Source organism: Fictibacillus sp. UD (genome assembly GCF_043558025.1).
Classification (GTDB): Bacteria; Bacillota; Bacilli; order Bacillales; family Fictibacillaceae; genus Fictibacillus.
Genome location: NZ_JARUHH010000002.1, coordinates 273,667 through 299,148 on the forward strand (window position 1 = coordinate 273,667; position 25,482 = coordinate 299,148).

Sequence of the window (25,482 nt, forward strand, 5' to 3'; positions counted from 1 at the left end):
TCTTCCCCTATTTTCAAATTAATTTTTTCCAATAGTTCCAAGCATTAAGATATTCTTTAAGATCATGAGGATGATGTTTTATACACGTTGCTAACCGATGATATAACCCAATCATCACATTTTCATAAACATTAGCATTTATTCGGTTGCCTTTACTAATTAAAACACTAGCTGCAGAACCTATTGTTTGTTGGGTTAAATCATCGGGTGACGAACAAAAAGCATAAATTAAATCATAAAGCGGATCTCCAATTACAGGGGTTGGATCGATTACACCATTCAAATGCCCGTTATTAAATATAAAATTATGAACACCAAGATCCCCATGCAATAAATAGGGTTGAAGCTCTACATCTTTTACTTCCTGAACAAGATCAAATACAAGATCATGATCATCATCTTCTAAATAGGAATTCAGTACCTTTTTGGCATCCATGGTTCTATTCAATAGATAAGAGTGCCAGGAATCTGTAGGTTCATCCGCCCAGCCCCAGCCGTTCCTTTCAGGTACTGTTTTATAGTGATTGATAAGATTTTGTACAAGCCTTACGAGCAGTTCCTGTTTGTTGTTACTTACATAGTTGGTAGAGCCGTCAATAAAGGAATAGACAAGATATTTATGGGACTGTTCGACATAATGAAGATTTGGTAACAGTTCCAGCTTAGCGTAGCTTTTTAGATAATCCGCCTCTGATTGAGTGATTCTCGGCTCGTTTGACTTTACGACATAATGATTTCCATCCTCTGTATGAAGGAGGAACAATTGGCTTACAGTACCGCCTGTTAATGGCTTGTATTCTATTATTTCTGAATTTAGTATGTAATCTTGATTTAATTGTTTGATAATCTTTTTAATATCCATGTTTCTCTCCTTAAAAAACGAACCGCTTAATAAATAATCCTGTTTTTTATTCAATAAGAAAGTGCACTTCTCCTTCTTGAAGAAATGCACTAAATCAAAATCTTATAATCTCTTATTTAGTAAATATCCAAGTTACAAATAAAATAACGGCTATTACCGCCCAACTAATGGATAACCCGTACTTCTTCAACAGTAACTCTCCTATAAATCGATTAAATTCAAATCGTTCGATATGTAATGTTATTCTTTTCGAGAATAACCTCTTCATTCGAATTTTTAATAACCATATCAAAATTCTGGTGATAAGGATGCATAAACAGGTCATATTGAATCCTACGTTCATTATGCGATTGCATCAGAAAATTTATATCCGTTCCACGTTCATTTACATCTCGAATCCCTCTTCTACTTAACTCGGTATCCCCATCTGTATGTAAATAAATCTTTAAATCAAATAAATTCGGATCAACAAATGCTACACTCATTCCCTCAATGATGTTTACTTTCTTTTGTGAAGAAATCAACGTGCTTTTCACATAATTCGTACCGATTGAATAAACATCTAAACCATCTCTGATCATATGTAGGTCCCGCTCTAAAGCAAATGTTTGGTGAGCGTCCGGGTGGCACGCTGTCATTTTATACTGATGCCCTTCACCTTCATACTCATAATTGATTACCGTGTTCTTTCTAAGATTAGAACTAACAATATATGTATCTGTGTTTATGTAATTTACATTTGCTTGACCAAGAAGTGTTACAAGCTTGTTGGCAAACGTGGTCTTTCCAGAAGCACCATGACCTGAAATTCCAACTATTATTCTTTCATCACTACTGTTAATCCTATTTGTGATCTCATGTAATATCTTTTCCATAATATCTCCCCCAATTATCAATGACCTTTTTGCTTAATCATATAAGATTCTGAGCAGTCGTTGTACTTCAAATAATCTTCTTGAAGAATTCCCCATATCGCACAGTCCTTGTATTGCCCTTTGGCATTGCGAATCATATGTCTGATTACTCCTTCTTGTGTCATCCCAACCTTACTCATGATTTTTCCTTAAGCCAGATTATCGGTGTTATGTGCAGCGGATATTTTATGAATATTCATATGCCTAAAGCCAAATTCCACAACCGCACGCAACGCTTCCGTTCCATAGCCCTGATTCCACCAATGGTAGCCAAGCGCGTAACCCACCTCGCAATTTTCAGTGAGTTTGTCAAAATCATATAAATCGATCTCTCCAATTAGTTCACCGTTCGCTTTCAATTCGATACCCCAGTAACAAAATTCTTTATTTTCATATTGACTCACAATGTTAGCTATTCTTTCGATGGTTTGGGAAACACTTATATGTGCAGCATTAATTTTATTGTCTGATACACGTTCGTCTGAAAGCCAGTGATCAAACACACTTTGAGCATCTGTAAGTTTCATTCTTCTAAGGATTAACCGGTCGGTTTCTAATGTGGGTGTTCCTGAAAAGTTTATCACCTTTTTCACCTTCTCCATTTCTATTACCCTTATATCCTACTTCGAACGTACCCTATAAATTATATTATAAATTCTGTATAGTTTACATTTTTTTCAAATCATAAATAGTTATTCTGAAAAGAAACGGACCCTCTTGGTAAAAACTATAAAATTACAATGGCTACTGCAAAACAAAAACCTGAGAGCATGTCTCAGGCTTTTAAAAATCCAACTGAACATTTTATTTACTCATTTACTTCTTCTCCAAATAAACAAACTCATCCACTGTATTCATAGCTGATGACGCTTTTAAGATCTTCCATCCTTTTAAACGGCTTCCGCACTGAAAATGGATGGTTTCATCCTGCTTCACTTGCACTTTGTGAGTCGCGCTCTCGACCCAATCGATCTGCATTTTCACGATGTACTCGCCAGGTTCCACATCAATCTGTTTGGTTTCTCCGTCTTTAATGTTCTCACGCTTGTTGTCGTTGATGTAGATGTCAAACTTTCTCCATTTGTTCGCAAACTGACTTTCTCGTTCAAAGACCATCTTCGCCATGCATTCCCCATCCTTCTCATTCAATATATCTTACAAATTATTACATTCCTTCATTACGTACTTCATAAACTTCAAAGTGTCATTTCTTCTATTAATCATCGATCCATAGTGAGAGAACTTATTTCCGTTTCGAATGCGTAACGCTTCCCTTATGATTTGGTGATATTCTTCAGGCACCGTTCTTAGCGCATATTCCCCTGCCCCCACTTTTGATGTGATATCTTCTTCTTTAATGGAGTAATACAGTCGAGTCACCCCAAGCACTCCCCACTCGATCATGCTAGAGGTCATGTATAAGCCAAAAAATGAGAGTGATGTGACACGCTCACAATTTTCCACCCAGTTCATCCAATAGCCATTGATGTTTTTCAACAAGTTCGTTTTGATCTCCTTCCAATCTACGGGTAAATGGTACGTCTCAATCGGAAGACCTTTTATCACGATGCCGTAAGTCTTCAGCTGATAAGCATCAATCCAGTTTCGGTGGAAAGGTCGATACATCTGAAGTCTGCCTTCATTAAAGTACAGACAATGTGACTCCTCCTCATTCTCTCCCAATAGATCTTCACGCGTTACATACATGCCATCTAAACTTGGTTTCAGAAATTGTTTTTTCATGTCTCGATGAACCTGCTTTAACACGTCAACATCGTATTCCGTCAGTGGTCGTTTAACAACGGCATAAAAGTCTATGTCACTTAATCCCTCTTGATAAGCACCTAACGATACGGAGCCAAAAAGATAGAGTGATTCCAGCTTGTTTGGCAGTCGCTCCTCTATCCGCTTCAAGTAAACATCGATTACGTTCTGCACTTTTTTTGGTAGATGGTTTACCTCATTCGTCGATTGTAGTTGAGTCATCGTTGTTCCCCTTCTTTCATTCATGAATTAAGGAATATTCTTTTTCTATGGTTTCAGCAAGCCTCTCCGTCCCGACAGCTCCTACATGAAAGGTTTTGTTATCCCGCCAATAGGTTTCTCGAAAAGTAATTCCATTGCTTAATTCAATTTCTAAAAAGATGCTTTTTCCGTCATCTTTGTTGTCCTTCGCTAATTGTTCTCTATCCTGCAGTGGGAGTGCCAGCCATTCATCGAGAAAGATATCCGTTGAAGCCTCAGAAAACGTATGAAGTCTCCTGCCGTCTAGTGTGCTTTCAATGTGTATGTTTTTAACAAGATCTTGGATGGGATAATACTCTCCGACCGTTTTCGCTTTTGTGTTTTGTTCCACGACAAAGACCTGATCATTCGCTAAAACAGCAAGTGATATAGGGGTATCTTTTATGGAGTAAATAGGAGTCCATTCCTCTAGATAAGTCGCGTCACCATTTTTCATTTTATAGTAACTGCAAGCGTCATCGGCCATTTTATAGCTCACTTCACCAATGACATCACCTTGTACAATATTTAGTTCAACCTGATCGTGTGGATCTGGAAAGTCATGCTCATACTTAACATCCTTAATCTTAACAGCATGAATCCACTCAATATCGCCATCTGGGCATCCGATCGAACCACGGCTGCAAGATGTAAAGAGGAAAACGATAGTCAATACGAAAAGTAATTTCAAAGAGTTCTTCATGTCTTCCTCCAAAGTAAACATTCTACACATGTAAATATTCTCCACTTGCATGATAAGGTCCTCTATCTCATGTTGACATACAACTAAAAGGTGTTATATTCTAAACATGCAACCAAATGGTTATATATTATTTTTAGGAGATGAACCTTCATGGCAACATTACCTGATATTAAACAAACGGCACTCTTCAATGCACCGATCCAAAAAGTGTGGGATTCTGTATCAACAGCAGAAGGCATGTCATCTTGGTTCATGCCAAATGACTTTAAAGCCGAGGAAGGACATGAGTTTCATATTCAGTCTCCTTTTGGTCCTTCACCGTGTAAGGTGCTCGTAATTGATGAGCCGCACAAGCTTTCATTTTCATGGGACAACGACGGGTGGGTCGTTACATTTTTGTTAGAAGAAAAAGGAGATCAGACAGAGTTCACTCTGATCCATAGTGGATGGAAAGAAGAAGACGCGATTGTTGGAAAAGCGAATGAAAAGAATTCTGTTATCCGCGACCGCATGAACGGCGGATGGGTTGGTATTGTGAATGAGAGACTGAAAAAGGTCGTTGAGAGCTAAGTGGTAGCACCAGCAGAAAAACACGATGTCTTTAAAGCAATCGCTGATCCAACAAGACGTGAAGTACTCAGATTGCTCTCAGAAAATGAACGGCCTATCTCAGAGATAGCCGATCACTTTGATATGAGCCGAACAGCTGTGACGAAGCACCTTCAGATTTTAACGGAGGCTGCACTGATATCAGGTCGTAAAGAAGGTCGGGAAAAGATTTATCAACTGCACCCTGAGCCTTTAACAGAAGTGAAGCAGTGGCTAGCTTATTATGAGAAGTTTTGGGAGAATAAGTTAACTATGTTGAAGTATCTGGTTGAGGATGACAAAGAGGAAAAAGCTTAAGGAGCAATTCCTTAAGCTTTTTATACTAAATCCAAGTTGTTTGTACTTATTTATTATTTAAAATATCAATAACCTTCTTAAACAATCGATTTGGATTAATCAAAAATTCTGCTCTATCTAAAGATTCTAACTGCATACTTCCTATCCGTTTTACTTGTATTTCATACTTCCCAACAGAAACTGATACTTCACCTGACTGTATTTGTACTATTTCTGATGCATGATCAAGGCTAGTGTGGTTTAAATCAATCCTAGGATTCTTTGTTAACCTGCGCATTGTTCTCCAAACCGCTAATTCATCTTTACTTTTCATATAAAGTTCAGGTAATTCTTCAGCTTCTTTTAAAGTATTTAATGTGGTTAACATATATGAAGAAATACCATAACCAACTGGTTTGATGACTTTCTTTAAGGATTCCCAAGCTATCACAGTAAAAGTAACAACTTGTTCATTGCCTGAAATCATACTGAACCTTATATCATCAATCCTACCAAAATACTCTACCCCATTATTACTAGAAACCTTACTAGATAGGTAAAGTGCAATATATTTTGCCTCTTGCCATCCTTTTTTTAAGTCCTTCAAAGCTATCTTAAACGTTTTATGATGGATACAATCTGTAAGAATTTCTTCATCGCTTACTAAACCAACCAGAACGGTTTCATCTACTGAAGACTGCCAACGATCTAATGTACCTCTTGGAAGTATGCCTTCTTCTTGGATCTCTTCTGGACTTTTTTCAATAAGACGTTCCACAAATTGTTCAACTAACCTGGTTGCATTCGGTAGGAAAGGTAACCCACCGATATTAACGGAATCAATACTTTTATAAAAAGCATGCTGTTCATACAACTCTTCTTCAAACCAAGGAAATAACACATATGCCCCAAAGGCTGTTCTTTCATAAGGTCCTTTATGTTGAACAACTAATGCATCACGGTATCGATGCATCGTGTTTATATCATCCTCCATGGGACCAGGGGTCTTATATCGTTTTCCGTAATAACTATCTTCTACAGCAAAATCAATACGATATTTGGCATCAAAGATATAGTTATAGCTGTAATCCTTACCTTTCTTCTCAATACTCAGCATCGTGTCTGGTTTCTGTGTAATTGTAGGAAGGTGTTTTTCTTCCTTTTGATATTGAAGGATGATTTTTTCCCCTGTATGATGATGCTGATATACTCGTTTAGCAGAATTACTTCCGTCGAGGTTTACAAACAGACCTTCTCGATTCACCTTAACTACATCTTGAGAAAGGAGGACATACTTCTTATCCAATAGAGCACCAAGCTTAAGATAGGTCCAATACTCATAAAGCTGTGCAACATCTTTAACAGACATTTTATAAATTTGACCATGTAGTTCCAATCCACGAGAAAGTAAAACATAGATTTGAAACGCTTCTCTGTAACCGGATGCCATCTGAATTACTAAACTCATTACAGAACGGTCCAATTTACTAATCGTCTTCCAAAAGGGATTTTTTATTCTTTGTTGTAATAGCTTCTGCATGTCATTTATTGACTTAACCACTTCTTGATCTGATTCTGTTTTGTATCTTCCAATAGGTGTTTCTACTTTTTGCAGCAAATTCTTAAGCTTATCTTCTATTCGAATCATCAACCACTTAATCAGACGGTTTTCCATCGTATCAAATGAGTGCTCTTTTTTAACCTGCCATCCCTCAATAGGCATAAGCTCTTTGTCCCTGAACTTGATACCATTTAGGACCTCTTGAAACAATGAGGCTTTTTTTCTAAGCTGATTTCGACCAAAAGAGTCCAACTTCTTCAGTTGATCCCCTCTCACTTTCTGATGAGTGGTTATTAACTGATGATGCGGTTGTTGCTCAATTCTTTTGATTGCCTGTAGAAAGGACCTGAAATGATGTTGAATTAATCGATAAAATTCAGCAGCACTTGCTTCACCCTCTGCCCTAGTTCTCGCACCAAGATACGTTTTTCGTAAAAAATGAAATGCTAGATTATAAATTTCTTCATTCACTTCATCGAGTAGCTTTCGATAATCTTCTTTATAATCAAGCTTTGAAGGAAATATCTCAAAAGTGACTGATAATAATGTTTTTCCTTGCATACGAATTTCAAATGTTGATAAACCGACTTCATTTTGAAATTGCAGACTGCCCATTAAAACTTGTTTGGGACCAACTGGCACACTACTCACAGCGTTTCGTAAAAGGTGATGTTCGTGATAGAATTCTATCTCTGAATCAGTTTTTGATGTAACGATAATTTGATAGTTTCCATTCTCAAAAAAGATAGGTCTAAAAGTTGATCCAGCCGAAAGCATTTGTTGGTCTACATCAAAAACTTTAACAGACTGAATCGACTCCCCATCAACCTTAAATTCCATCGTTTCATTCTGCAGTTTCTTCTTATATTGAGACAACCCTTCAAACCGCTGATGATACGGTTTTCCCTTCATAAAAAGAGTAAATTGATCCGTTTCGATCAATACGAGTTCAACATCCTCACGAACCAATCCAGAAGGAAGTGAAACCATCTAACTGATACCTCCTAATCATATCCACAATCTTTTGTGCTGACTTTGGATATATTGAGTTATCAAAATTGGGTAGGACATCGCCATCGTAGACTTGATTTGTGCAAATCTCATAAAGCCCTTTAAGAGTATCCCATACGCGCTCATCACTGCCTGAAATGCGAGGCAGTATCTTTTGTAAAATCGATTGGTCCATCGCTTCTTCAAATGTCAGTAAGTTATCTTTCTCACTATAAATTACATAAAAACAAATCTCATCTCGAACACGATACCCTACCTGTGCTCCAACACCTTCAAGCTGTCTGTTAATATTAACTAGTACATCTGTAACATTTTTAATTAAATCCATATTCTCTTGATAAGCATCTATTAAATGTAAAAAGTCTCCGGCAATCAACTGATTTCTGATAGACAAAGGTTCCTGTTCTTCAAGATCTTCTAAGAAAGCAAAATGATCCAATTGAACTCTATTAAACTCGATTGTATTTGCACGGTCCAACACCTTTTTGCTAAAAGGATGGGTTGTCTCATCCATGTTAACCGTTCCAACAATATAAACATTTGAAGGAAGAATAATGTCTCTACCATCCACCTCAAAAGGGAGTACTGGTGTAGTAACAATCCCTCCATTTTCCCAGCGTCTACTTTCCATTACACTTAATAGATCGCTGAAGTAATACTCAACTCGGGCTAAGTTCATTTCATCGAGTAAAACAAAGTAAGGTTTATCCGGATCATCCATTGCCGTTTCTAACACCGATGTTAAAGGACCTTTCTTAAAGTCACCTTTAATATCTACATATCCTAACAGATCAGATCCATCACTCCAGTCAGGTCGAACTGGAATTAAAGTAAACTGACCATTTTTTTCGGTAGCACCCATACTTTCAGCAAACCACTGAACCATTTTCGTTTTACCTGTTCCTGAAATTCCAGAGAGTATTACAAAAGGTTTTGTTTTTAATGAAAGAAAAAGATTGATAACTTCTTCTTTTTTATAGTAGAAACCTTTGCTTTTTATGTATTCGTGTACATGTTCAGTTATTTCTTTTTCGTCTAGATTTTCAGGTATCACATTTTCATTACGATTTTCGTTTTTATATTCTATAAAACTTTCATAGTAAGAGATCATTTTTTCTAAATCATTAACAAGTTGATTTTCAGAAGGCATGTCATCTAACGAATATCTAATAAAAGCTGCTGTACTTTCAACATAACCTCTTGCTTTTGCACTTTCACCAAGATAGTAATCATTACTTTTTATTACACCATTCATTTCAACGTTCTTTCTTATTTCCTCATTAAGCTGTAACATTTCATTTCTAGATGTTTCAGTAATCCCTTGTGCAAATGTTAAATATAACTCTTTCATATTCTCACTAAATAAATAAACAATATAATATCCACGTTGTGTAGATGTAGTAATTTTCGTATTTAATATGGCTAACCAAGGAACCGTAGCCCAGTTTCCTTGCCCTACTGACCCTTTCACCGAGTACATATCCCTATCTATAAAAGGCAATCTACTAATTGCTTCAGGTAACTCCGTTCGAACTAATTTTCCCATGAAATGATTAGTTAATGGCTCCGTTCTAGCTTTTAAATATCCCTGCATTGTTCTAACAAGTAAAGGACGAATGCTTTCTTCCATAATTGGGTTCAACTCCTCATCAAGTAAATCAACTTCTTGCATCCAAGAAAGCATGTATCTTGTCCGAGCATCTGCGACAGAATCACGCATTAAATTATCACCAGTAGAATTCTTAACAATTAACATTCCAAGTTCTTTGATGGCTTGGAATTTATATACCTTTTCTAAATCGGAAGAACTTGAAAGTAAATCCAATATAATAGAGAAATATGGGTGTTTCTTTATTTGTTTTTTAAGAATTTCTGATTTATTTTGTCCAGATCCAGATCTATACTCATCTATTAAATCTGCATTCAGCACATATTCACTATTAATAAAACCCAATAATCTCAAACCTTGACGGGCACGCGACTTTAGTCGATAAACATTGTCTTCTGGGTAACGTTGTTTGAGGAATTTCAGATCTAACTTCTTGAAAATAACTTCTTCTAATAATTCTAAAACTTGATTTAGGTTAATCTCTGGTAATTGATCGGTTAAATATTGATTTAATATTATTGCTTTCTTTCCATTTTTTTGTGTTACTGACACAAATGGTAGTTGAGAAAACAGGGCCATAATAAAAGATGTACGACCCTTAGCATTAACAAAGTCTGAGGAATTAGCTAGTCTAGTATTGGAAAAATCATTCCATGCATCATATAAGTATAGATAGGAAATCAGCTCCCAAGAACTTTCCTTTTCACCTACTTCAAACTTTATTTTGGAGGAATCTGTTTCTACATAGAAACCTTCATCACTTATTTTAATTGAATTAGTCTGCATTGAACTTAAAGTCTGAACAACATTAAAGCGCTCTAAATAGTTAATAACTAATTTTTCAAGCATGCAATCAGCTACCTTCATGTGGATAATATTTAATCATTTCTTTGCTTAATGATATCAATAACCTTGTACCAAAAAAAGTAATATATAAAAACACTTGCTGTAATAGCCAAGTGCTTTAAATATTTATATTTGCTTTAATATTTTATTTACAACACGTACCATCTGCTCTTTATCAAATATTTCATCAAACTCTAGTCGTTTGACACCATATTGCATATAGAGACCTTTTTCCAGCATGCCGTCATTAAACCATTTAATGTCTCTAATGGTTTGATATCGGAATTTTTGTTGGAAGTCTAGTGACTTATTTAAGAACAACACTCGTTTGTTGGTAGCGATTAAGTAACCTTTAATTTCTTTTTTACTGCTTTTATCAAACTCACAGAATAAGAAGGTTAATCCTTTTTCATCCGGCTCAAACACATTTCGTATAAGAGATTGAAAGAATGCTTTATTATTTTTCACTTCGTTAAATTCATAAGTCGTGTAGGAGTCATTGACTAGTGACTTTAATAGATTAACAACCTCTTGTTTTTCTTTTGCTTTCTGTGCTTCAAGTTGTTGTTGGTGTTCTTCAGCGACTTGTTTTCTTTTTATACGCTTTTGTTCTCTCACAGCTTCTTTATTACTTCGATAAGTTTGAACTTTTTCTTTTACTAGTATATTATCTTGCTTCTTAGTTAAAAATTTTACAAATAAATCTTCAGTTTTATAACATATCTTTTGATAGATTCCCATCTAACTCTCTCCTTAAGCTACCATTTTACGTGCCACATAGAATCGTCTTCCTAACCAAGCAGCTATTCCTAACCCAAACATCGTTGTTCTTGTATCATCAGCATCCTCAGCAGCTTGTTCTCCTAATCCATAGTGATACTTGTATACCGTTTCAGCTTTAAGGTATTTTTGAGGGACTTCATACTTTTCTTCATTTAGACCCATCTCGTATGCTACTTCTTCTATTTTTTCGATTTCTTTATTGGATTCAAATCCTTCTTTGTACCACTTAATAAACTTTTCTTTTTCTAAAGCAGGCTTTTTATAAGAAATGATTGTAAATGCAGCATTATAGCCCATTTTTAAATACTTTTCTTTTAATTTCTTTTGGCCTTCCTCATATCCAGAAACATATGCGCTTATTAAAGTTTGACTTACATTCTCAGGAGTATTCTTAATATCTTTCGTTCCATCTTCAAGACCTTTTTCTTGAAAACTAGCAATCTGTGCTTCTTCTTTTTCTTTTAGAGCTCGGTTAAAACCATTCTCATATTCTTGTTTTAAAAGTGCGTTACCTTGATACTTTGCAGGCAGGACTAGCTTATCTTGTTTCTTACCAGCTTCGTATCCTTCTTTATCAACAGCTTTTTTCTGCTCTTCAAACTTTTGCATTCCTTCAGTATATCCTTTAGCATAACCGGTGCTATAGCCAGATTGGTAAGCTGCTGAGCCAGTAGAAGAATCGTTTTCCTCTGCACCTTTTGTACCATCAGCTATACCTTTTTGATAGCCGGCTTTTTCACCTTTTGCAGAATCTTGCTGTTCGATTTGTTTTGGACTTCCGTTTATTTTTGCGGTATCATATCCACTTGGTACTTCACATGGAATACCATCATCTACAACATTACCAAATCCATCTAATCTCTCCGGATCATTTGTAGCTGAATAACCTTTTGCATTCCAATAAGCTACAACTTCATCATAGTTAGCAAAATCTGAACAATCTTTATCACTGCGAGTTGCAGGAGCCGGTTTTGGTGCCGGCGCCGGTGCAGGGGTTGCCCCTCCACTAGATCCTCCACCATTATGATAATGATACCCCGTACATAATCCTTTTGCTTGAGACTTTGCTGAACAGTTATGACCCCCGCTACCATCAGTTCTTCCAGAGTGAGCAAAACCTTGGTGAGGCAGTACTAGTATCACCAATGCCATTATTAAAACTAAATATTTCCCCATGTCCCAATCTCCCTTTGATACATTTTCATTTATTTCCAAATTTAATACTAATACCTTATTAAAGTTATTTCAAGAAAATTTTCAAATTAAATGCAACTTTTTCGACAATGACCCCCAAAAAAATATCGAGTTAAGATATTGGCTTGAATTAAAGGTTAAGTCTTGAAATATGTTAATTGTTGTAACTTAATTAGTTTATTAAGATTGTATTTTAATAAATATATTAGAAACAGAAAGAAACACTTGTCCTATTAGACAAGTGCTCATTTTAATTATCCTATTGTTACCTCTTCTTTGATCCGTTCTTCACGAACAATCTTCTTAATCAACTGATCAATTTTTTCAATCTCATTACTAGAATTTTTCCACCAATTTCTGCTCCAAATTCTAGTTATCTTCCAGCCTTTGTATTCCAAAAAACGTTGGCGGTATACATCTCTCTCCTTTGCTGATGCAGCACTATGGAACATTGCTCCATCACATTCAACACCTAGTATATATTTTTGAGGATTATTAGGATGTACAACGGCCATATCGATTCGGTATCCTGACATGCCAATCTGTGTATCAACTTTATAGCCCAGGTTACAAAGTTGCTTGTAAACCTGCTCTTCAAACGGTGAATCAAACCATAGATCTAATTCCTGTTTTTTAGTATTGTGGTTTTCATTAATCTTTGTAATGAGTGTTTCAATCTTATCTTTATTTACTTCGGAAACAGCTTTAGAGTATTCTAAATAATTCTTCAGTAATCGCGGACCATCATTCTTCGCATTAATAACGTTTAATTCAGTTGGTTCAATACTTGAGACAACATAGATTTGTTCCTTTGCACGAGAAACAGCTACATTTAGACGATTTTCACCGCCACGTTGACTAAGAGTGCCAAAACGACTATAAACTTTCCCCTGTTCGTTTCTTGCATATGCGATTGAAAATATGACAATATCTCTCTCATCACCTTGGACATTTTCAATATTTTTCACAAAAATTCTTTCATCTAATTCTTTACTCATAATTTGCTGGTACTGCACAGCAAATTTTTTATCATTTTCAACTTCTCTATCAATAATATCCAATATTTTATCTTGTTGTTTAGCATTGAACGTAATAATACCTATTGATTTTCCAGGATGATCATTTACTATTCTTTTAAGTAAATTCACTACTTCAATAGCTTCTACTTCATTACATTGATTAATCCAAGTTCCATTTTCAACCTTAAGCCACTTTATTGCTGCCGGATCTTTCAAAGGCGATACGTTAGGGGCTATTTGAATATTGCCATTATAAAAGGCGTGATTAGAAAAATTAATTAACTCCTCGAACTTAGATCGATAATGCCATTGAAGCATCTTTTCTGGCAGGATACGTTTTGATAAGTTCAAAAGACTTTCTGAATACTCCAGATCATTTTCATCTTCTTCATCTTCATCAACTTGTATTTCTCCCTTAAATAAATTTGAAGGGGGAAGCTGTTTCTCATCACCAGCAACAATTATTTTACTGCCTCTATATATTGAAGGTAACCCATTTTCAACTGTACATTGTGAAGCCTCGTCAAAAATAACAACATCAAACATATCTTTTTCCAAAGGGAAAATTGCAGAGACAGTTTCAGGAGAAGTTAACCAAACAGGCATAGCATCCAAAAGTCCATTTAAAGAAAATTGGCGTACCAATTTTCTAACTGGCCAAACCATTCTTTTCTTACCAACCTGATGTTTAAGTTCTTTAAAATGCTTGCTGTTCATTTGTTTTGAGTGGTATAACCATTTCAATAGGCGATAAGATAGAACTTTAGCTGATAAATCTTTTTTCTCATTCAATACATTTTTAAAAGATTCTCTGACTCTATCTAATTCCTCAGACCCTATTTTACTTATAGATGGATGCTTTTTTTCAATTTGATCAATCCAATGAATATATGCTGATTGCTTTACAATATCTACCCATTCTAAAGCAAGTTGGCTATGAATATTCTCATTTGTTTTTTCTTTGAGTCTATCAATAATGCTTTTGATAAAAGGTAAACTTTCATCATAATCTCTATCCATTAATCTCAAATCTTCAAAATCCTGAATAATAAATTCTTGCATTTTTTGAAGGTCTAAAACTGGGATATCTCCTTTTGAAACTCTATTATTTAAGTTCTTAATCGAATCATCAGTAAAATATGTCTTTAATGAGGTCAGTTCTTTAGACATACCTTCTGATACCTTTGAAAGTTCAAATAACACCTTTAAACTTTCTCTTAACCTTGGCCATTCTTTTGAAGTTAGTCCTTTAAATTTATCACCATTTAATAATTCTTCGACAATAGTTTTCCCTGAAAAAGAAGTCCACCACCATAACCTTAGCTTTTGTAAACTTTTCTTCTCTTCTGGGTTTAAATCATCATAGATCTTCTCAAGTTTATCGCTTATTAACCATGTGTACTCTGGTGTAATTTCTTCTTGTTCAAAAGTATTTAAATACTCAACGCTTTTATTTGCTTTTTCAATGACCTTATTCAAAATTTCTATTAAATTCTGACGATCTTTTATCTCTAAATTATTAAACGTTTTCCGATCTTTTAGGGGATAATTATTTCCACCAAATCGTCCATAAAAACTGCCATATGAAAGAATTTTTGATAGCACGTCTTCAAAATTGTCTTTATTTAAGGATTGTAATATATTTTCTAAATTCAATATGACTTCTATTTCTGTAATTGGTTTTCCTAAGCCATACAAATCATAAGCCTTATATCCATGTGATTGAACTTCATAAAGTCCCTTTGCAATACTATTTAATTCTTTTTCATATTGCTCAATTTTTCTGGACAGCTGTATCAAATCATGTTCATACTCATGTATTACTGAGTCGTCATCTAATAAAGTATGGATACGAGAATAAAGGTTCTTTCTATCATTCTTTTCATCGTGTAATAAAGCAACTTGTTTTGAAAGACCTATTGAGTCCAGTCTTTGGTAAACTACATCAAGAGCTGCTCTTTTTTGACATACAAGTAGAACTTTTTTATTCTTTGCCATAAAATTTGCAATAAGATTAACTATTACCTGTGATTTACCTGTTCCAGGCGGACCATGAATAACCATTCCTTTTTGCCTATCAATTTCTTTAATAATTTCTTCTTGAGAAGCATCTGTGTTTAAAACATAAAACTTTTCAGCCTCAGCTAATTCCTTATATTGTTCTATTTCTGATTCTTCATCGTCTTCCGTGGAATCAAGGTTTTCAATACCCAGCAGTTCACCTAATACACCATGATTATCTTCTAATCCGGACAAAGTAATGAGATCTTCATAATCTTTCAGTAATGCTGAGTTTCCTTGAGGAAAATTACCTAGTATTGATAAATTCTCAAGTTGGAACTCGCCATTTTTCAATTGTGGTATTAAATCTTGAGTTAAGTTTACAAATTGCTTAATCTCAGTCGGATTAGAGGACCATAACATATTTAAAGAACAATCTTTTAACCAAGTCGTCCATTTTAAGAAATCGATTTGTTTACTAATTGTTTCTGCTTCCTCAAAAAGATCTTCCGTAAAATCTATTCCACTTAGTTTTTTTAACGCCAGAAAAAGAGTACGGTTTAATTGTGGTTCACTATCATCCATTGATAGAGTCCACTTTGTACCTCCTGCTTTTTCTTTAATAAGTTTTACAGGATATAAAAATAATGGTGCCCTAACATATGTACCATCTAACATGTTACCTGTTATGTATGGGTATCCAAGGTATAAATCATATAGTCCTGTCTCTTCCTCAATTGCCTTTAAGTTTCTATATAAGTTATTTAATTTTGCAGAGTATAATAATATTTCCTCATTATTTACGTCTTGCTTAAGTAGTGTTGCGCTTCCTTTTTGCTCTACAATTCTACTAATTACTTTTGTTGGGTCTAAATTTAATTTTGATAGATTATTTAAATCAAATGCCCATTTATCATACAACTTTAACATTCTAATGGAACGATTTCTTTTACTCAAATCATTCAATCTATCTTTATAATTAACAAGTTTTTGTTTCATTACTTCTTCATTCATGATCTCACCCTTTTTATTAAAGAAAATACTTCATTTAAAAAATTCCTATTCCATTATATCTTTCTTTCTTCCTTTTACAATAAAATACAAAAATATATTTTAAAGTAATACCTTTCTTCACTAAAAAAACAGTTTAATTGTGGATGTAGAAAGATTTTTCTTAGTAATTATCTAAAGCCTAAATATTCATTTCATTTCACATTTTTCCTTATCTCACAACCCTATAACTGATGTGTAAGCTCTATATTTCTCTTATTATATAATATATCATTTGTAATATTTTCCAAATTTCATTATTCTATTAAAACACATATTATTTTACTGTATTTGGAAAGGAGACAGGAGCATTGCTAAAAGGATTTCTTTCATTCTTAAGCAAAAAGAATCACAGAGATTTACCAGTACATAACGTATTACTTTCTCCACAGAAAATATACTTATACCAACCAGATCAGCATGAACTGCAAAAATAATAGACTTGCCTTTTCCAGGGGGAAGGCTCCAGGATATGTTTATTTTGTCCAAGAGCATATGAACGGAACTTTTAAAATCGGAAAGACAAAACATATTGAAAAACGATGAATGTCTTTGGTGTCAAACTACCATTTAAGAATGAACTTATTTATCTCATTAAGACCGGTAATCATCATCAAACCGAAGTAGCCTTTCACAAACATTTTTCTCATAAACGTCTAGTAGGAGAATGGTTTCAGTTAAACCAAGATGAAGCAACTGTATAAATGCGAAAAGCTGCCTAACTTGGCAGCTTTCCTTAGTTGAATATTAAGTTAAAAATTTCTTATATTAAAATCAGATAAGTTTTATCATTAGTTAAATTATATAGTTTGTAATTCTTCTTCTCTTATACTTTGACTTTGACGATATTCAAGAGCTTTCATTGTTTTTGTAAATTCAACAGTTTGATCGATATCCTGTACTATATTCTCTAGGTTTACTATATCGGAGTAAAAGAACTCTTTACGTAGGTTTATTTTATTTACTCTTTCTTTTTCGAGAGTTTGATGTATTTTTTGCTCTAATCCAACTGCATCATCACTAAACACCATTGCATGTATGTCGAACTTAAATGGAACCGAAGCATCGCCAAGTTCATCAATCCGATCAAGTGGATTTAGGCGTCTTGTCATACCAATTTTAAACATGTTATCTCCAAATGCTCCTAAATTAGAAATTACATAAACATAACCAGCTTTACCATTTGCTCTTTTAACTATCTCTGCTTTTTGTTCTTCAATTTTTTCAACTTGTTGTGCTAATTCTTTTAGTCTAGCTTCTAGAGCAGCTATCTTTATAAGATCAGTCTCTTTACTTAATAGCTCCTTATTATTATTAATTTCTTTCTGATACTTCTCCTCTTCTTTTTCTATTTTCTTTCGTTCTTGTTCAAGAAGCCTTTGTTCCTCTGCTTCTTGTCTCATTTGTTCTCTTATTCGGCGTTGTTCTTCTTTTTCTATTTCCTTTTGCACATAATATTTATACTCTATTTCAATTGCATTAATAAAAAGTGGTTTTAGTTCAGTTAAGAAACGGGTTATAGTTGGTAAAATGTTAGCATTGCCATTTCCGCAAATCGTTAAATATTTATCGATTAAATTCTTAGCGTTGTCTTTTGCTTTTTCTAAGTTGGTATAAGTGAGTGTATAAAGAATGTTTTGTAATTCAGCTTGTAACCCAATAACCATCAAATGATAAATTGTTTTATTCGCTTTGGTTGTATATCGTGTTTCATAGGTAGTCAGTAACTTTTTAATTTCTTTATTGTTAGCATTCATTTCTTTTTTTAATATTTTTGAATCATTATGGTGTAGGTTAAGCTCTATTATTGTATTTAATACTCCATCACCTAACGATTGTTCTAGAACCTCTAGATCCTGTTCAATCACTGTAAAATCTACTGCACTAGGAAATTTTTCGATAAGTTCTTTAATTCCAACTGATTCACTTTTAAATTTTGCAGCCGCTTTCTTTATCTTCATTAATTCTTTGTTTGCTTTTTCTAGCTGTTCTTGAATATTTTTCGTTTCATTTTCCATTTTTTCTTTTTCGCTAATTAATTCATTTAAATCTTTCTCACCATTTGACTTAATTAGACCAGCTTCTTTTATTGCTGATTGTTTTAATTGATCAGCCTCAACCTTAATAGATTCTCTTGCTTCTGCTACAGTTTCTTCATACAGTTTTTCTTTGTTACTAGTTTTATTCTCTATTTCCTTTAAGTATTGTTCTCTCTCTATAATAGTTTTGTTTAAGTTTAATAACTTCTTTATTTTACTAAACATTATAACCGCCTCAGTCTCTTGTTTATTTCACCGATTTAAATTATACCAAAATAGTTACTATGTAGTAATATGTAAATTCCTTTTTGAATATTTTTAGATTAAAAGGGTTTAGCTAACAACTAAAAAAAGACCTGAAACAGGTCTCAAGAAATTACTTCCCTATAAATTGAGCATCTCTTTTTTCTAAGAATGCAGTCGTTCCTTCTATTTTATCTTGTGTACTGAAAAGGATTGCTTGCAATGATTTTTCAAGTGCGAGTCCTGCGTTTAAATCTGTTGTCACACTTTCATTTAGGGCAATCTTAGCCAGCATCAAGGCCACCGGCGGTTTTTTTGCAAGAATTCCAGCAAATTCTCTCACTCTAACTTTTAATTTTTCTTTGGCCACCATTTCAGTAATTAGACCATAATCATAAGCTTGCTGTGCATCTATTATCTTTCCTGTTAATATTAGTTCTTTTGCTCTCGGAAGTCCGATCAATCTCGTTAACTGCTGTGTCCCTCCACCTGCCGGCAAGATACCAAGGGTTATCTCAGGCTGGCCAAATTTTGCATGCTCACTAGCAATTCGAAAATCACATACAGTTGCAAGCTCGCAGCCGCCGCCCAATGCATATCCATTAATAGCCGCTATCACAGGTTTTCTTGATTGATAGACACTTAACAGAACATCCTGCACAGCTGATCCGTAGATGTCCAATGGCTGACGATCTCTTAACCACTCAATATCAGCACCTGAAACAAATGACTGTTCTCCTGCTCCAGTGATCACAATAACCCTAACTTCTGGTAACTGATTAAAATAACTCACAGCATCACGAAGTTCAATCCAACTTTCTGAATTCATTGCGTTTCTTTTTTCTGGTCGATTTACTGTAATTGTGCCAATATGATCTTCAACATTTAATAACAAATATTCAAAGTTCATAGACGTTCTCCTTCACATTTATGTGTAATTATAAACGCCCTTACCTGACTTTCTCCCTAATCTTCCTGCTTTCACATACTTAACTAAAAGTGGGCTTGGTCTATACTTTTCACCTAGCGTTTTATGAAGGTATTCAAGATTTTTGAGTCGAGTATCAAGACCTACTAAGTCTCCTAACTTAAATGGTCCCATTGGATAATTCAACCCCAGTTCAATGGCTTTATCAATTTCTTCCGGAGAGCCTACCCCTTCCATCAACATATTAAAAGCTTCATTACCTACTAAACTGCTAATGCGGCTTGTTACAAAACCGGGAAACTCGTTTACACCAACCGTTTCTTTTCCCATTGCATGAGCTACTTCTTCAGTAATCTGCAACGTTTCGTCACTTGTTTCAAGTCCTCTAATAATCTCAACAAGTTTCATCTTATGAACAGGATTGAAAAAATGCATGGCAATTGTTCTGTCAGCACGGTTTGTATAGGACCCTATTTCAGTAGGACTCATAGTGGATGTATTTGTAGCTAAGATTGTTTCAGTTGATGTGTATTGATCAAGCTTTTCAAATATATCTTTTTTTATAGAGATAACCTCTGGAACTGCTTCTATAACAAAATCTGCAGAGGAAGCACTCTTTTCAAGATCTGTGGAATATTGCAGTTTACTTGAAAAATGTTCTGCTTTTTCCGAAGTAAGTCTGCCGGTATCTACCGCTTTAATAAATAAATGTCCAATTTCACTCTTTGCATTTTCTATTGCACTTTGAGAAATATCACATAATGTTACTTGATACCCTCCTAATGCAGCTGAATAAGCAATACCCCTTCCCATTACACCTGAACCAACCACTAACACATGATTTACAGTCATATACCCTGTTCCTCTTCATTCACTTTTAGTACAATTTTCCCAACGTGTTTTTGTTCTTCCATCACTTTGTGTGCATCTCTTACATCATCAAGACTGTAAGTTTTCCAAATATAAGGAAGGTTCTCATTTACTTCAATAAACTGAACAACTTCTTTAAAATCATTCATGTCACCCATCCAAGATCCATGAATTGTTAATTGTTTTCCTAGAATATAACGAAGATCTGTAACAGCTTGGTGACCGGTTGTAACTCCGCAGAACGCCAATCGCCCGCCACGTTTTAACATCTTCAAACTTTCTTTCCAAGTTTCTTGTCCTACGTGATCCAGAACAATATCAACACCTTGTTTATCTGTGAGGTCTCTAATTTCTTGTTGTATATTCTCAGTCCTTACAACGATATGTCCTTTATATCCTCTTTCTCTTAAAAATAGTTCCTTCTCTTTTGACCCAACGATCCCTATCGTTTTCGCACCGAATCCTTCAGCAATGGTAAGTGCAGCATAACCTAATCCTCCTGCAGCACCCCAAACCACTACTGTATCAAACATGGTTAAATTTCCTTTAGTTACTAAACCATTCCAGGCCGTTACATAGGAAACGGGTACTGCAGCCCATGCTTCTAGATTTTGATTTGTAATTTTAACTACATTTTTTACAGGCACATTAATATAATCAGAGTAGCCTCCATCAACGTGATAACCGATAATCTTAAACTCCCTGCAAAGTGTCTCTCTTCCTTTTTGGCAGTACGCACATTGTTCACAAGATTTACCTGGATAAACTAACACCGTATCTCCTACTGATATATTAAGTACATCCTTACCTTTAGACTCAATAACACCAACGATGTCACTTCCCGGAATACGAGGCAGCGATATCTTATCCCCTGTTCCACCTTTACGAAGCCATAAGTCAAGATGGTTTAATCCGCAATACATTATCTTCAGCCTAACTTCTCCATCTCGAAGGTCTAATAAGGATTGATCTTGTGATATGTTCAAATGATCAATTGGTCCATGTGAGTTTAATACAACGGCTTTCATACGTTCATCCCCTCTTTTCGGCGATCATCGAACCGTTTTAGTTTTGCTCTATGGCCATGTCCTGTTAATTCTTTTAAAGAATCTGTATCCACGATCTGCACATGAATTTTCACACCAATTTTTCTCTTTAGAATATCTTCTAAATCTTGTTTTAAAGGCGCATCATATTGATCAGCACTTCTTTTTTCAACTAAAATTGTCATTTCATCTCTTGCAGGTTTTCCTTCCGTCTTAACTTTCTCTACATAGCAGTAATACTCTCCATTGGTTCTGCTATCTTCTGAAACGATTTTTCCGCATGCTTCTGGCCACACGTTAATGCCACGCAGTTTCACCATTGTGTCACTACGCCCTTGAAAATATTCCATTCGTTTATGCAGACTGCCACAGGCACATGGAACCATTTCATAAAGAGCCGAGATATCCTGGATATTATAGCGAATCTGCTGGGTTCCCGTCTTATAAAGAGCCGTTACTACAATATTTCCTCTATGCCCCGGAGGAAGTGGTTTTCCGGTTTCAAAATCCACGACTTCAACGATAAATGAATCCTCAAATATGTGAAGTCCTTGTTTAGCTGGACATTCCGCTGCGACATATTGAACTTCATGAAACGCGTAGGAATCATATACAGGTATTCCGAACGCTTCTTCAACTGGTGCGGTATTTCCAAAAGCAGATAACGTTCTTAGATTAAAATCTGTCTTCGGGTCATATCCCATTTTCTTTGCCGTATCAGCAATGTGTAATAAGTAATCTGAGGTAGCTATAATGGCTGACGCACCAAACGTTTTAGCAAATTCCACCTGTTTTTCTGTAGGAGTCACATTACCGGTACCAGTTGTAATTGGCGTACATCCTAACCATTGCCATAATGCGTGATCCATTATCCACGCTGCATTGTGTGTTGAGTATGACCATGCGTTAATTACAGCATCACCTGGTTTTATTCCTTGTAAGTAGAACGTACGAGCACTTAAAATAGCACCTACTTCTCTATCCCATTGGGAATAAATTGTTGGTCTTGGTGTTCCAGTCGTCCCACCGCTTGTAAAAAATCTTAAAGGTGTATGTGTTCCATCAATAAAGTGGTATTTTTGGTAGTCACCAAATGGTGGTTTTCTCTCTATACTGTCTCTAATATCATCGATTGTATAGATAGGAATCTTATACATATCATCTAGTGATAGTACATCTTCTGGGGAGAAATCGTGTTTCTCCCACAGAAGTTGATAAAATGGTATTTCACTGCCCTTTCTTAATGTTTCCTTTAATCTCTCTAACTGTGTATGCTCAATTCTGTCACGGCTCCATTTCCAAGTTCCCTCTACAAACTCGAGAGGAGGTTCGTACTCAGAGACGAGTTTATTCCAATCAATCGTTTTATGGTAGTACGGAACACTCACTGTTTAACCACCTTTCAATGCTGCAGTTTATTAGATAGGAAGGAACATTAAAGCAAGGATCCAAATCACACCGACCGCTAATAAAATAGGAAGACAATATCCTAAGAAATCTCTTACTTGCAGCCTTGTACCAGCAGCTAAAATAGGGAAGTACAACAAAGTCCAAAAGGGTTGAACTAAGTTCGTCCAAATATCTCCATAAGTAATTGCCATTACAGCCCTTGGCATTTCTACCCCTAAAGCTTCAGCGGCAGGGATAAAGAAGGGAGCTGTTGCAGTAAACTGGGAACCAGCTGATGGAATAAACAAGTTAATAAATCCCGTTACTAAAAACGTAAGAATTGGAAAGGTGGTTTCCGTGGAAACGCTTACAATATAATCTGTAAGTTTCCCTGCTAAACCTGATACCATTAGTACTGAAGCAATTCCCCCATATAACGGAAATTGAAGTCCAATTGAACCCGTGGAAATTAGATTTTTCGAAAATGATTTCGAATAACTAACAGCATCCTTTTGAACTAATAACCCCATCACTAAAGCAATAAAAGCAACAGTATTTAAGTTTAGTCCTGCCATTCCATTTTTCGAAAAATAATAGAACAGGTACACAAAACCAATTAATCCAATAACTAAGATTGTTGGTCTAAAATCATTAATTTTGTCAGCAAATGATTTTTCAACTTTCATAGATGAATTAGTTACTTCCGGCTCGATACTGCTCGCGATTTCCTCGTTGTCTATTGCTAGATCTTGAAAAGAAGTAATTTTCTTCTTGTTCTTTGCCACAAAATAATAGATTAGGGTGGTAACCGTAACAATCGCTAAACACGAAACAATATTTAATGTGGAAAATGTAGTCTTATCCAGAGAAATGATACCACCAAATAATTGTGTATTTAGCTCTCCCTCTGTAGACACGAATAAGGGGATAGTACCAGAGATACCTGTTAAGGATATGGTGAAAGATGAATATGCAATTGATGCTAAAAGCGGATAATCCACCCCTTTAATCTGCTTTCCAACCGTTCGAGCAAAGATCGACGTAACAACTGGTCCAATATACCAGCCTAAAAACGAAGTTAATGCTCCAACAATACCCGTAATTAAGTAAGCGGCCGTTGGTGTTTTGATCGTACTGGCAGCTTTGATGATCCACCGTTGCACTACAGGGGTGTCAACGAGTACTAATGCCGCAGCATAAGTAAACATAAGCTGGAAGGCAAACGTAAATAACATTGGTATACCATTAAACCATGCATCAAGAACCTCACCAATTGAACTTGCTGTAAAAGCATATGCACAGAAAATAGCTACAAGGGTTAATAATATTGCAAAGATAAAATCATGAGGAAAATACCTGCTGTACCAACTAGCAACTCTTTCCGAAACAGAAAGCCTCATTTCCATAACCCCCTATACATTTTAGGTAGATAATCACTTTACTTCGTTAATGGACTTCCACATTTACCACAATGATTAAAGTGCTCCGGCAAATCTTTAGTTCCACATTCATGACATTCAACCATTGGTGCTCCCCATAAGTGTTCAGAAGAGTCCCCATTAGCGGCTCTATTTCTTAACATCATATAATCGGGTTTTCTCTTTTCGTTGAATGCTCTCATCGCCTCATGCGTTTCAAATGCACTCGTATGAACTGTCAGCCAATCACGCGCATGTCCTACGGTTTGGTTTAAAGACATCTTCTTCCAATAATTTGTTTGTTCTTTTGTATAACGAACACACTCAGGCAATTTATTTAGTAATTTCTTTGCCATTCGATCCACTGCATCATCTAGTTGACTCATTGGGACTACTTCATTTACCAATCCCCATTCAAGAGCTTTTTCTGCACTGATTTCTTCATTTAACCAAAGAATCTCTCTCGCTCTGCGATCGCCAACCATTATAGGCAGCCACTGTGTGGCTCCACCTGCCGCTACACTTCCGTGAGAGTTTCCTACTTGTCGAATGTAAGCATGATCGGCCATAACTGCTAAATCGCAGTTCATGTTAAATTCATTTCCGCCGCCCACTGTAATTCCATTAAGTCTAGCGATTGTTGGTTTTCCAATGTTTAAGAGTTTTTCATGCGCTTCTATGAAAACCCCCATCCATTTCCAATAGTTCCTTGGGCGTTCTAAAATATCATTGTTTTGTTCTTTCATATCAGCACCCGTACAAAATGCCTTATCACCAGCTCCTGTTAATACAACTACTCCTACTTCATCATCCCAGGACGCTAGTTCGAACGCTCGTGTCATTTCTCGTAACGTTTGGAAATTCAAACAATTGTAAACATCTGGACGATTGATTGTAATCGTAGCAACCATGTCCTTCTTTTCATACTTAACCTTTTCAAAATTAGCCTCAGCTGGCTGAGTTGGATGTAAAAAGTGATCTGAATTCATATAAAATCCCTCCAATTTTTTTAATACATTAATCTTTAATGCAAGTTCCATGCCAACTTATGAAATGCATAAAAAAGCCTCCTCAAGTGAGAAGACTTAATCAAAGTTAATATTCTGA

General features: G+C 35.4%; 22 protein-coding genes. 3 read left to right on the forward strand and 19 right to left on the reverse strand.

The genetic code is table 11. The annotated features are described in order from the left end of the window. Positions 1 to 13: 13 nt before the first annotated feature. The 7 genes from P8610_RS05030 to P8610_RS05060 form a co-directional block, all read right to left on the reverse strand. A complete protein-coding gene (locus tag P8610_RS05030) occupies positions 14 to 862 on the reverse strand; it encodes an aminoglycoside phosphotransferase family protein (protein WP_394603353.1) in 849 nt (282 codons plus the stop codon). Positions 863 to 1,080: 218 nt separating this feature from the next. Next, complete coding sequence (locus tag P8610_RS05035; RefSeq protein WP_394603354.1) at positions 1,081 to 1,737, reverse strand: uridine kinase family protein; 657 nt, start codon at positions 1,735 to 1,737, stop codon at positions 1,081 to 1,083. A gap of 17 nt (positions 1,738 to 1,754) precedes the next feature. Next, positions 1,755 to 1,901, reverse strand: a complete 147-nt coding sequence (locus P8610_RS05040) for a hypothetical protein (RefSeq protein WP_394603355.1) — start codon at positions 1,899 to 1,901, stop codon at positions 1,755 to 1,757. 24 nt (positions 1,902 to 1,925) lie between these two features. Next, complete coding sequence (locus P8610_RS05045; RefSeq protein WP_394603356.1) at positions 1,926 to 2,378, reverse strand: GNAT family N-acetyltransferase; 453 nt, start codon at positions 2,376 to 2,378, stop codon at positions 1,926 to 1,928. Between the two features lie 214 nt (positions 2,379 to 2,592). After that, positions 2,593 to 2,901 (reverse strand): hypothetical protein, encoded by a 309-nt coding sequence (locus P8610_RS05050; protein WP_394603357.1) that lies wholly within the window; start codon positions 2,899 to 2,901, stop codon positions 2,593 to 2,595. A 30-nt stretch (positions 2,902 to 2,931) separates the two neighbouring features. Next, a complete protein-coding gene (locus P8610_RS05055) occupies positions 2,932 to 3,762 on the reverse strand; it encodes a nucleotidyltransferase domain-containing protein (RefSeq protein WP_394603358.1) in 831 nt (276 codons plus the stop codon). A gap of 16 nt (positions 3,763 to 3,778) precedes the next feature. After that, a complete protein-coding gene (locus P8610_RS05060) occupies positions 3,779 to 4,483 on the reverse strand; it encodes a hypothetical protein (protein WP_394603359.1) in 705 nt (234 codons plus the stop codon). 150 nt (positions 4,484 to 4,633) lie between these two features. Between P8610_RS05060 and P8610_RS05065 the strand changes: the two genes are divergently transcribed. Both P8610_RS05065 and P8610_RS05070 read left to right on the forward strand, forming a co-directional pair. Continuing rightward, positions 4,634 to 5,053: an SRPBCC family protein gene (locus P8610_RS05065; protein WP_394603360.1), complete on the forward strand. Its 420-nt coding sequence runs from the start codon at positions 4,634 to 4,636 to the stop codon at positions 5,051 to 5,053. Continuing rightward, a complete protein-coding gene (locus P8610_RS05070; protein ID WP_394603361.1) occupies positions 5,054 to 5,389 on the forward strand; it encodes an ArsR/SmtB family transcription factor in 336 nt (111 codons plus the stop codon). 46 nt (positions 5,390 to 5,435) lie between these two features. Here the strand turns inward: P8610_RS05070 and P8610_RS05075 are convergent, their stop codons facing one another. The 5 genes from P8610_RS05075 to P8610_RS05095 form a co-directional block, all read right to left on the reverse strand. Beyond that, on the reverse strand, positions 5,436 to 7,919 hold the full coding sequence (locus P8610_RS05075; protein WP_394603362.1) for a DUF2357 domain-containing protein: 2,484 nt from the start codon (positions 7,917 to 7,919) through the stop codon (positions 5,436 to 5,438). Continuing rightward, entirely contained in the window at positions 7,888 to 10,398 is a 2,511-nt protein-coding gene (locus P8610_RS05080) for an McrB family protein (RefSeq protein ID WP_394603363.1), read from the reverse strand. The genes P8610_RS05075 and P8610_RS05080 overlap by 32 nt, the downstream gene beginning before the upstream one ends. A 123-nt stretch (positions 10,399 to 10,521) precedes the next feature. Further along, a complete protein-coding gene (locus P8610_RS05085) occupies positions 10,522 to 11,136 on the reverse strand; it encodes a PH domain-containing protein (RefSeq protein ID WP_394603364.1) in 615 nt (204 codons plus the stop codon). Positions 11,137 to 11,148: 12 nt separating this feature from the next. Next, on the reverse strand, positions 11,149 to 12,354 hold the full coding sequence (locus P8610_RS05090) for a YHYH domain-containing protein (protein ID WP_394603365.1): 1,206 nt from the start codon (positions 12,352 to 12,354) through the stop codon (positions 11,149 to 11,151). A 272-nt stretch (positions 12,355 to 12,626) separates the two neighbouring features. Then, on the reverse strand, positions 12,627 to 16,406 hold the full coding sequence (locus P8610_RS05095) for an AAA domain-containing protein (protein WP_394603366.1): 3,780 nt from the start codon (positions 16,404 to 16,406) through the stop codon (positions 12,627 to 12,629). 578 nt (positions 16,407 to 16,984) lie between these two features. On the opposite strand from P8610_RS05095, the gene P8610_RS05100 reads away from it, so the two are divergent. Then, positions 16,985 to 17,146, forward strand: a complete 162-nt coding sequence (locus P8610_RS05100; protein ID WP_394603367.1) for a GIY-YIG nuclease family protein — start codon at positions 16,985 to 16,987, stop codon at positions 17,144 to 17,146. A 96-nt stretch (positions 17,147 to 17,242) separates the two neighbouring features. On the opposite strand, the gene P8610_RS05105 is transcribed toward P8610_RS05100, so the two are convergent. From P8610_RS05105 to P8610_RS05135, 7 genes are all read right to left on the reverse strand, one after another. Continuing rightward, positions 17,243 to 18,706 carry a GIY-YIG nuclease family protein gene (locus P8610_RS05105; RefSeq protein ID WP_394603368.1) on the reverse strand — a complete coding sequence of 488 codons (1,464 nt, stop codon included), beginning with the start codon at positions 18,704 to 18,706 and terminating at the stop codon, positions 17,243 to 17,245. A 151-nt stretch (positions 18,707 to 18,857) separates the two neighbouring features. Further along, positions 18,858 to 19,634, reverse strand: a complete 777-nt coding sequence (locus tag P8610_RS05110) for an enoyl-CoA hydratase/isomerase family protein (protein WP_394603369.1) — start codon at positions 19,632 to 19,634, stop codon at positions 18,858 to 18,860. An 18-nt stretch (positions 19,635 to 19,652) separates the two neighbouring features. Beyond that, positions 19,653 to 20,504 (reverse strand): 3-hydroxyacyl-CoA dehydrogenase, encoded by an 852-nt coding sequence (locus tag P8610_RS05115; RefSeq protein ID WP_394603370.1) that lies wholly within the window; start codon positions 20,502 to 20,504, stop codon positions 19,653 to 19,655. Further along, positions 20,501 to 21,550, reverse strand: coding sequence for a zinc-binding dehydrogenase (locus P8610_RS05120; RefSeq protein WP_394603371.1), 1,050 nt, complete (start codon positions 21,548 to 21,550; stop codon positions 20,501 to 20,503). The genes P8610_RS05115 and P8610_RS05120 overlap by 4 nt, the downstream gene beginning before the upstream one ends. After that, positions 21,547 to 22,956 (reverse strand): phenylacetate--CoA ligase family protein, encoded by a 1,410-nt coding sequence (locus P8610_RS05125; protein WP_394603372.1) that lies wholly within the window; start codon positions 22,954 to 22,956, stop codon positions 21,547 to 21,549. Before P8610_RS05125 ends, P8610_RS05120 begins: the two co-directional genes overlap by 4 nt. Before the next feature lie 30 nt (positions 22,957 to 22,986). Then, positions 22,987 to 24,357: a TIGR00366 family protein gene (locus P8610_RS05130; protein ID WP_394603373.1), complete on the reverse strand. Its 1,371-nt coding sequence runs from the start codon at positions 24,355 to 24,357 to the stop codon at positions 22,987 to 22,989. Between the two features lie 38 nt (positions 24,358 to 24,395). After that, positions 24,396 to 25,364 (reverse strand): enoyl-CoA hydratase/isomerase family protein, encoded by a 969-nt coding sequence (locus P8610_RS05135; RefSeq protein ID WP_394603374.1) that lies wholly within the window; start codon positions 25,362 to 25,364, stop codon positions 24,396 to 24,398. Between the last annotated feature and the right edge of the window lie 118 nt (positions 25,365 to 25,482).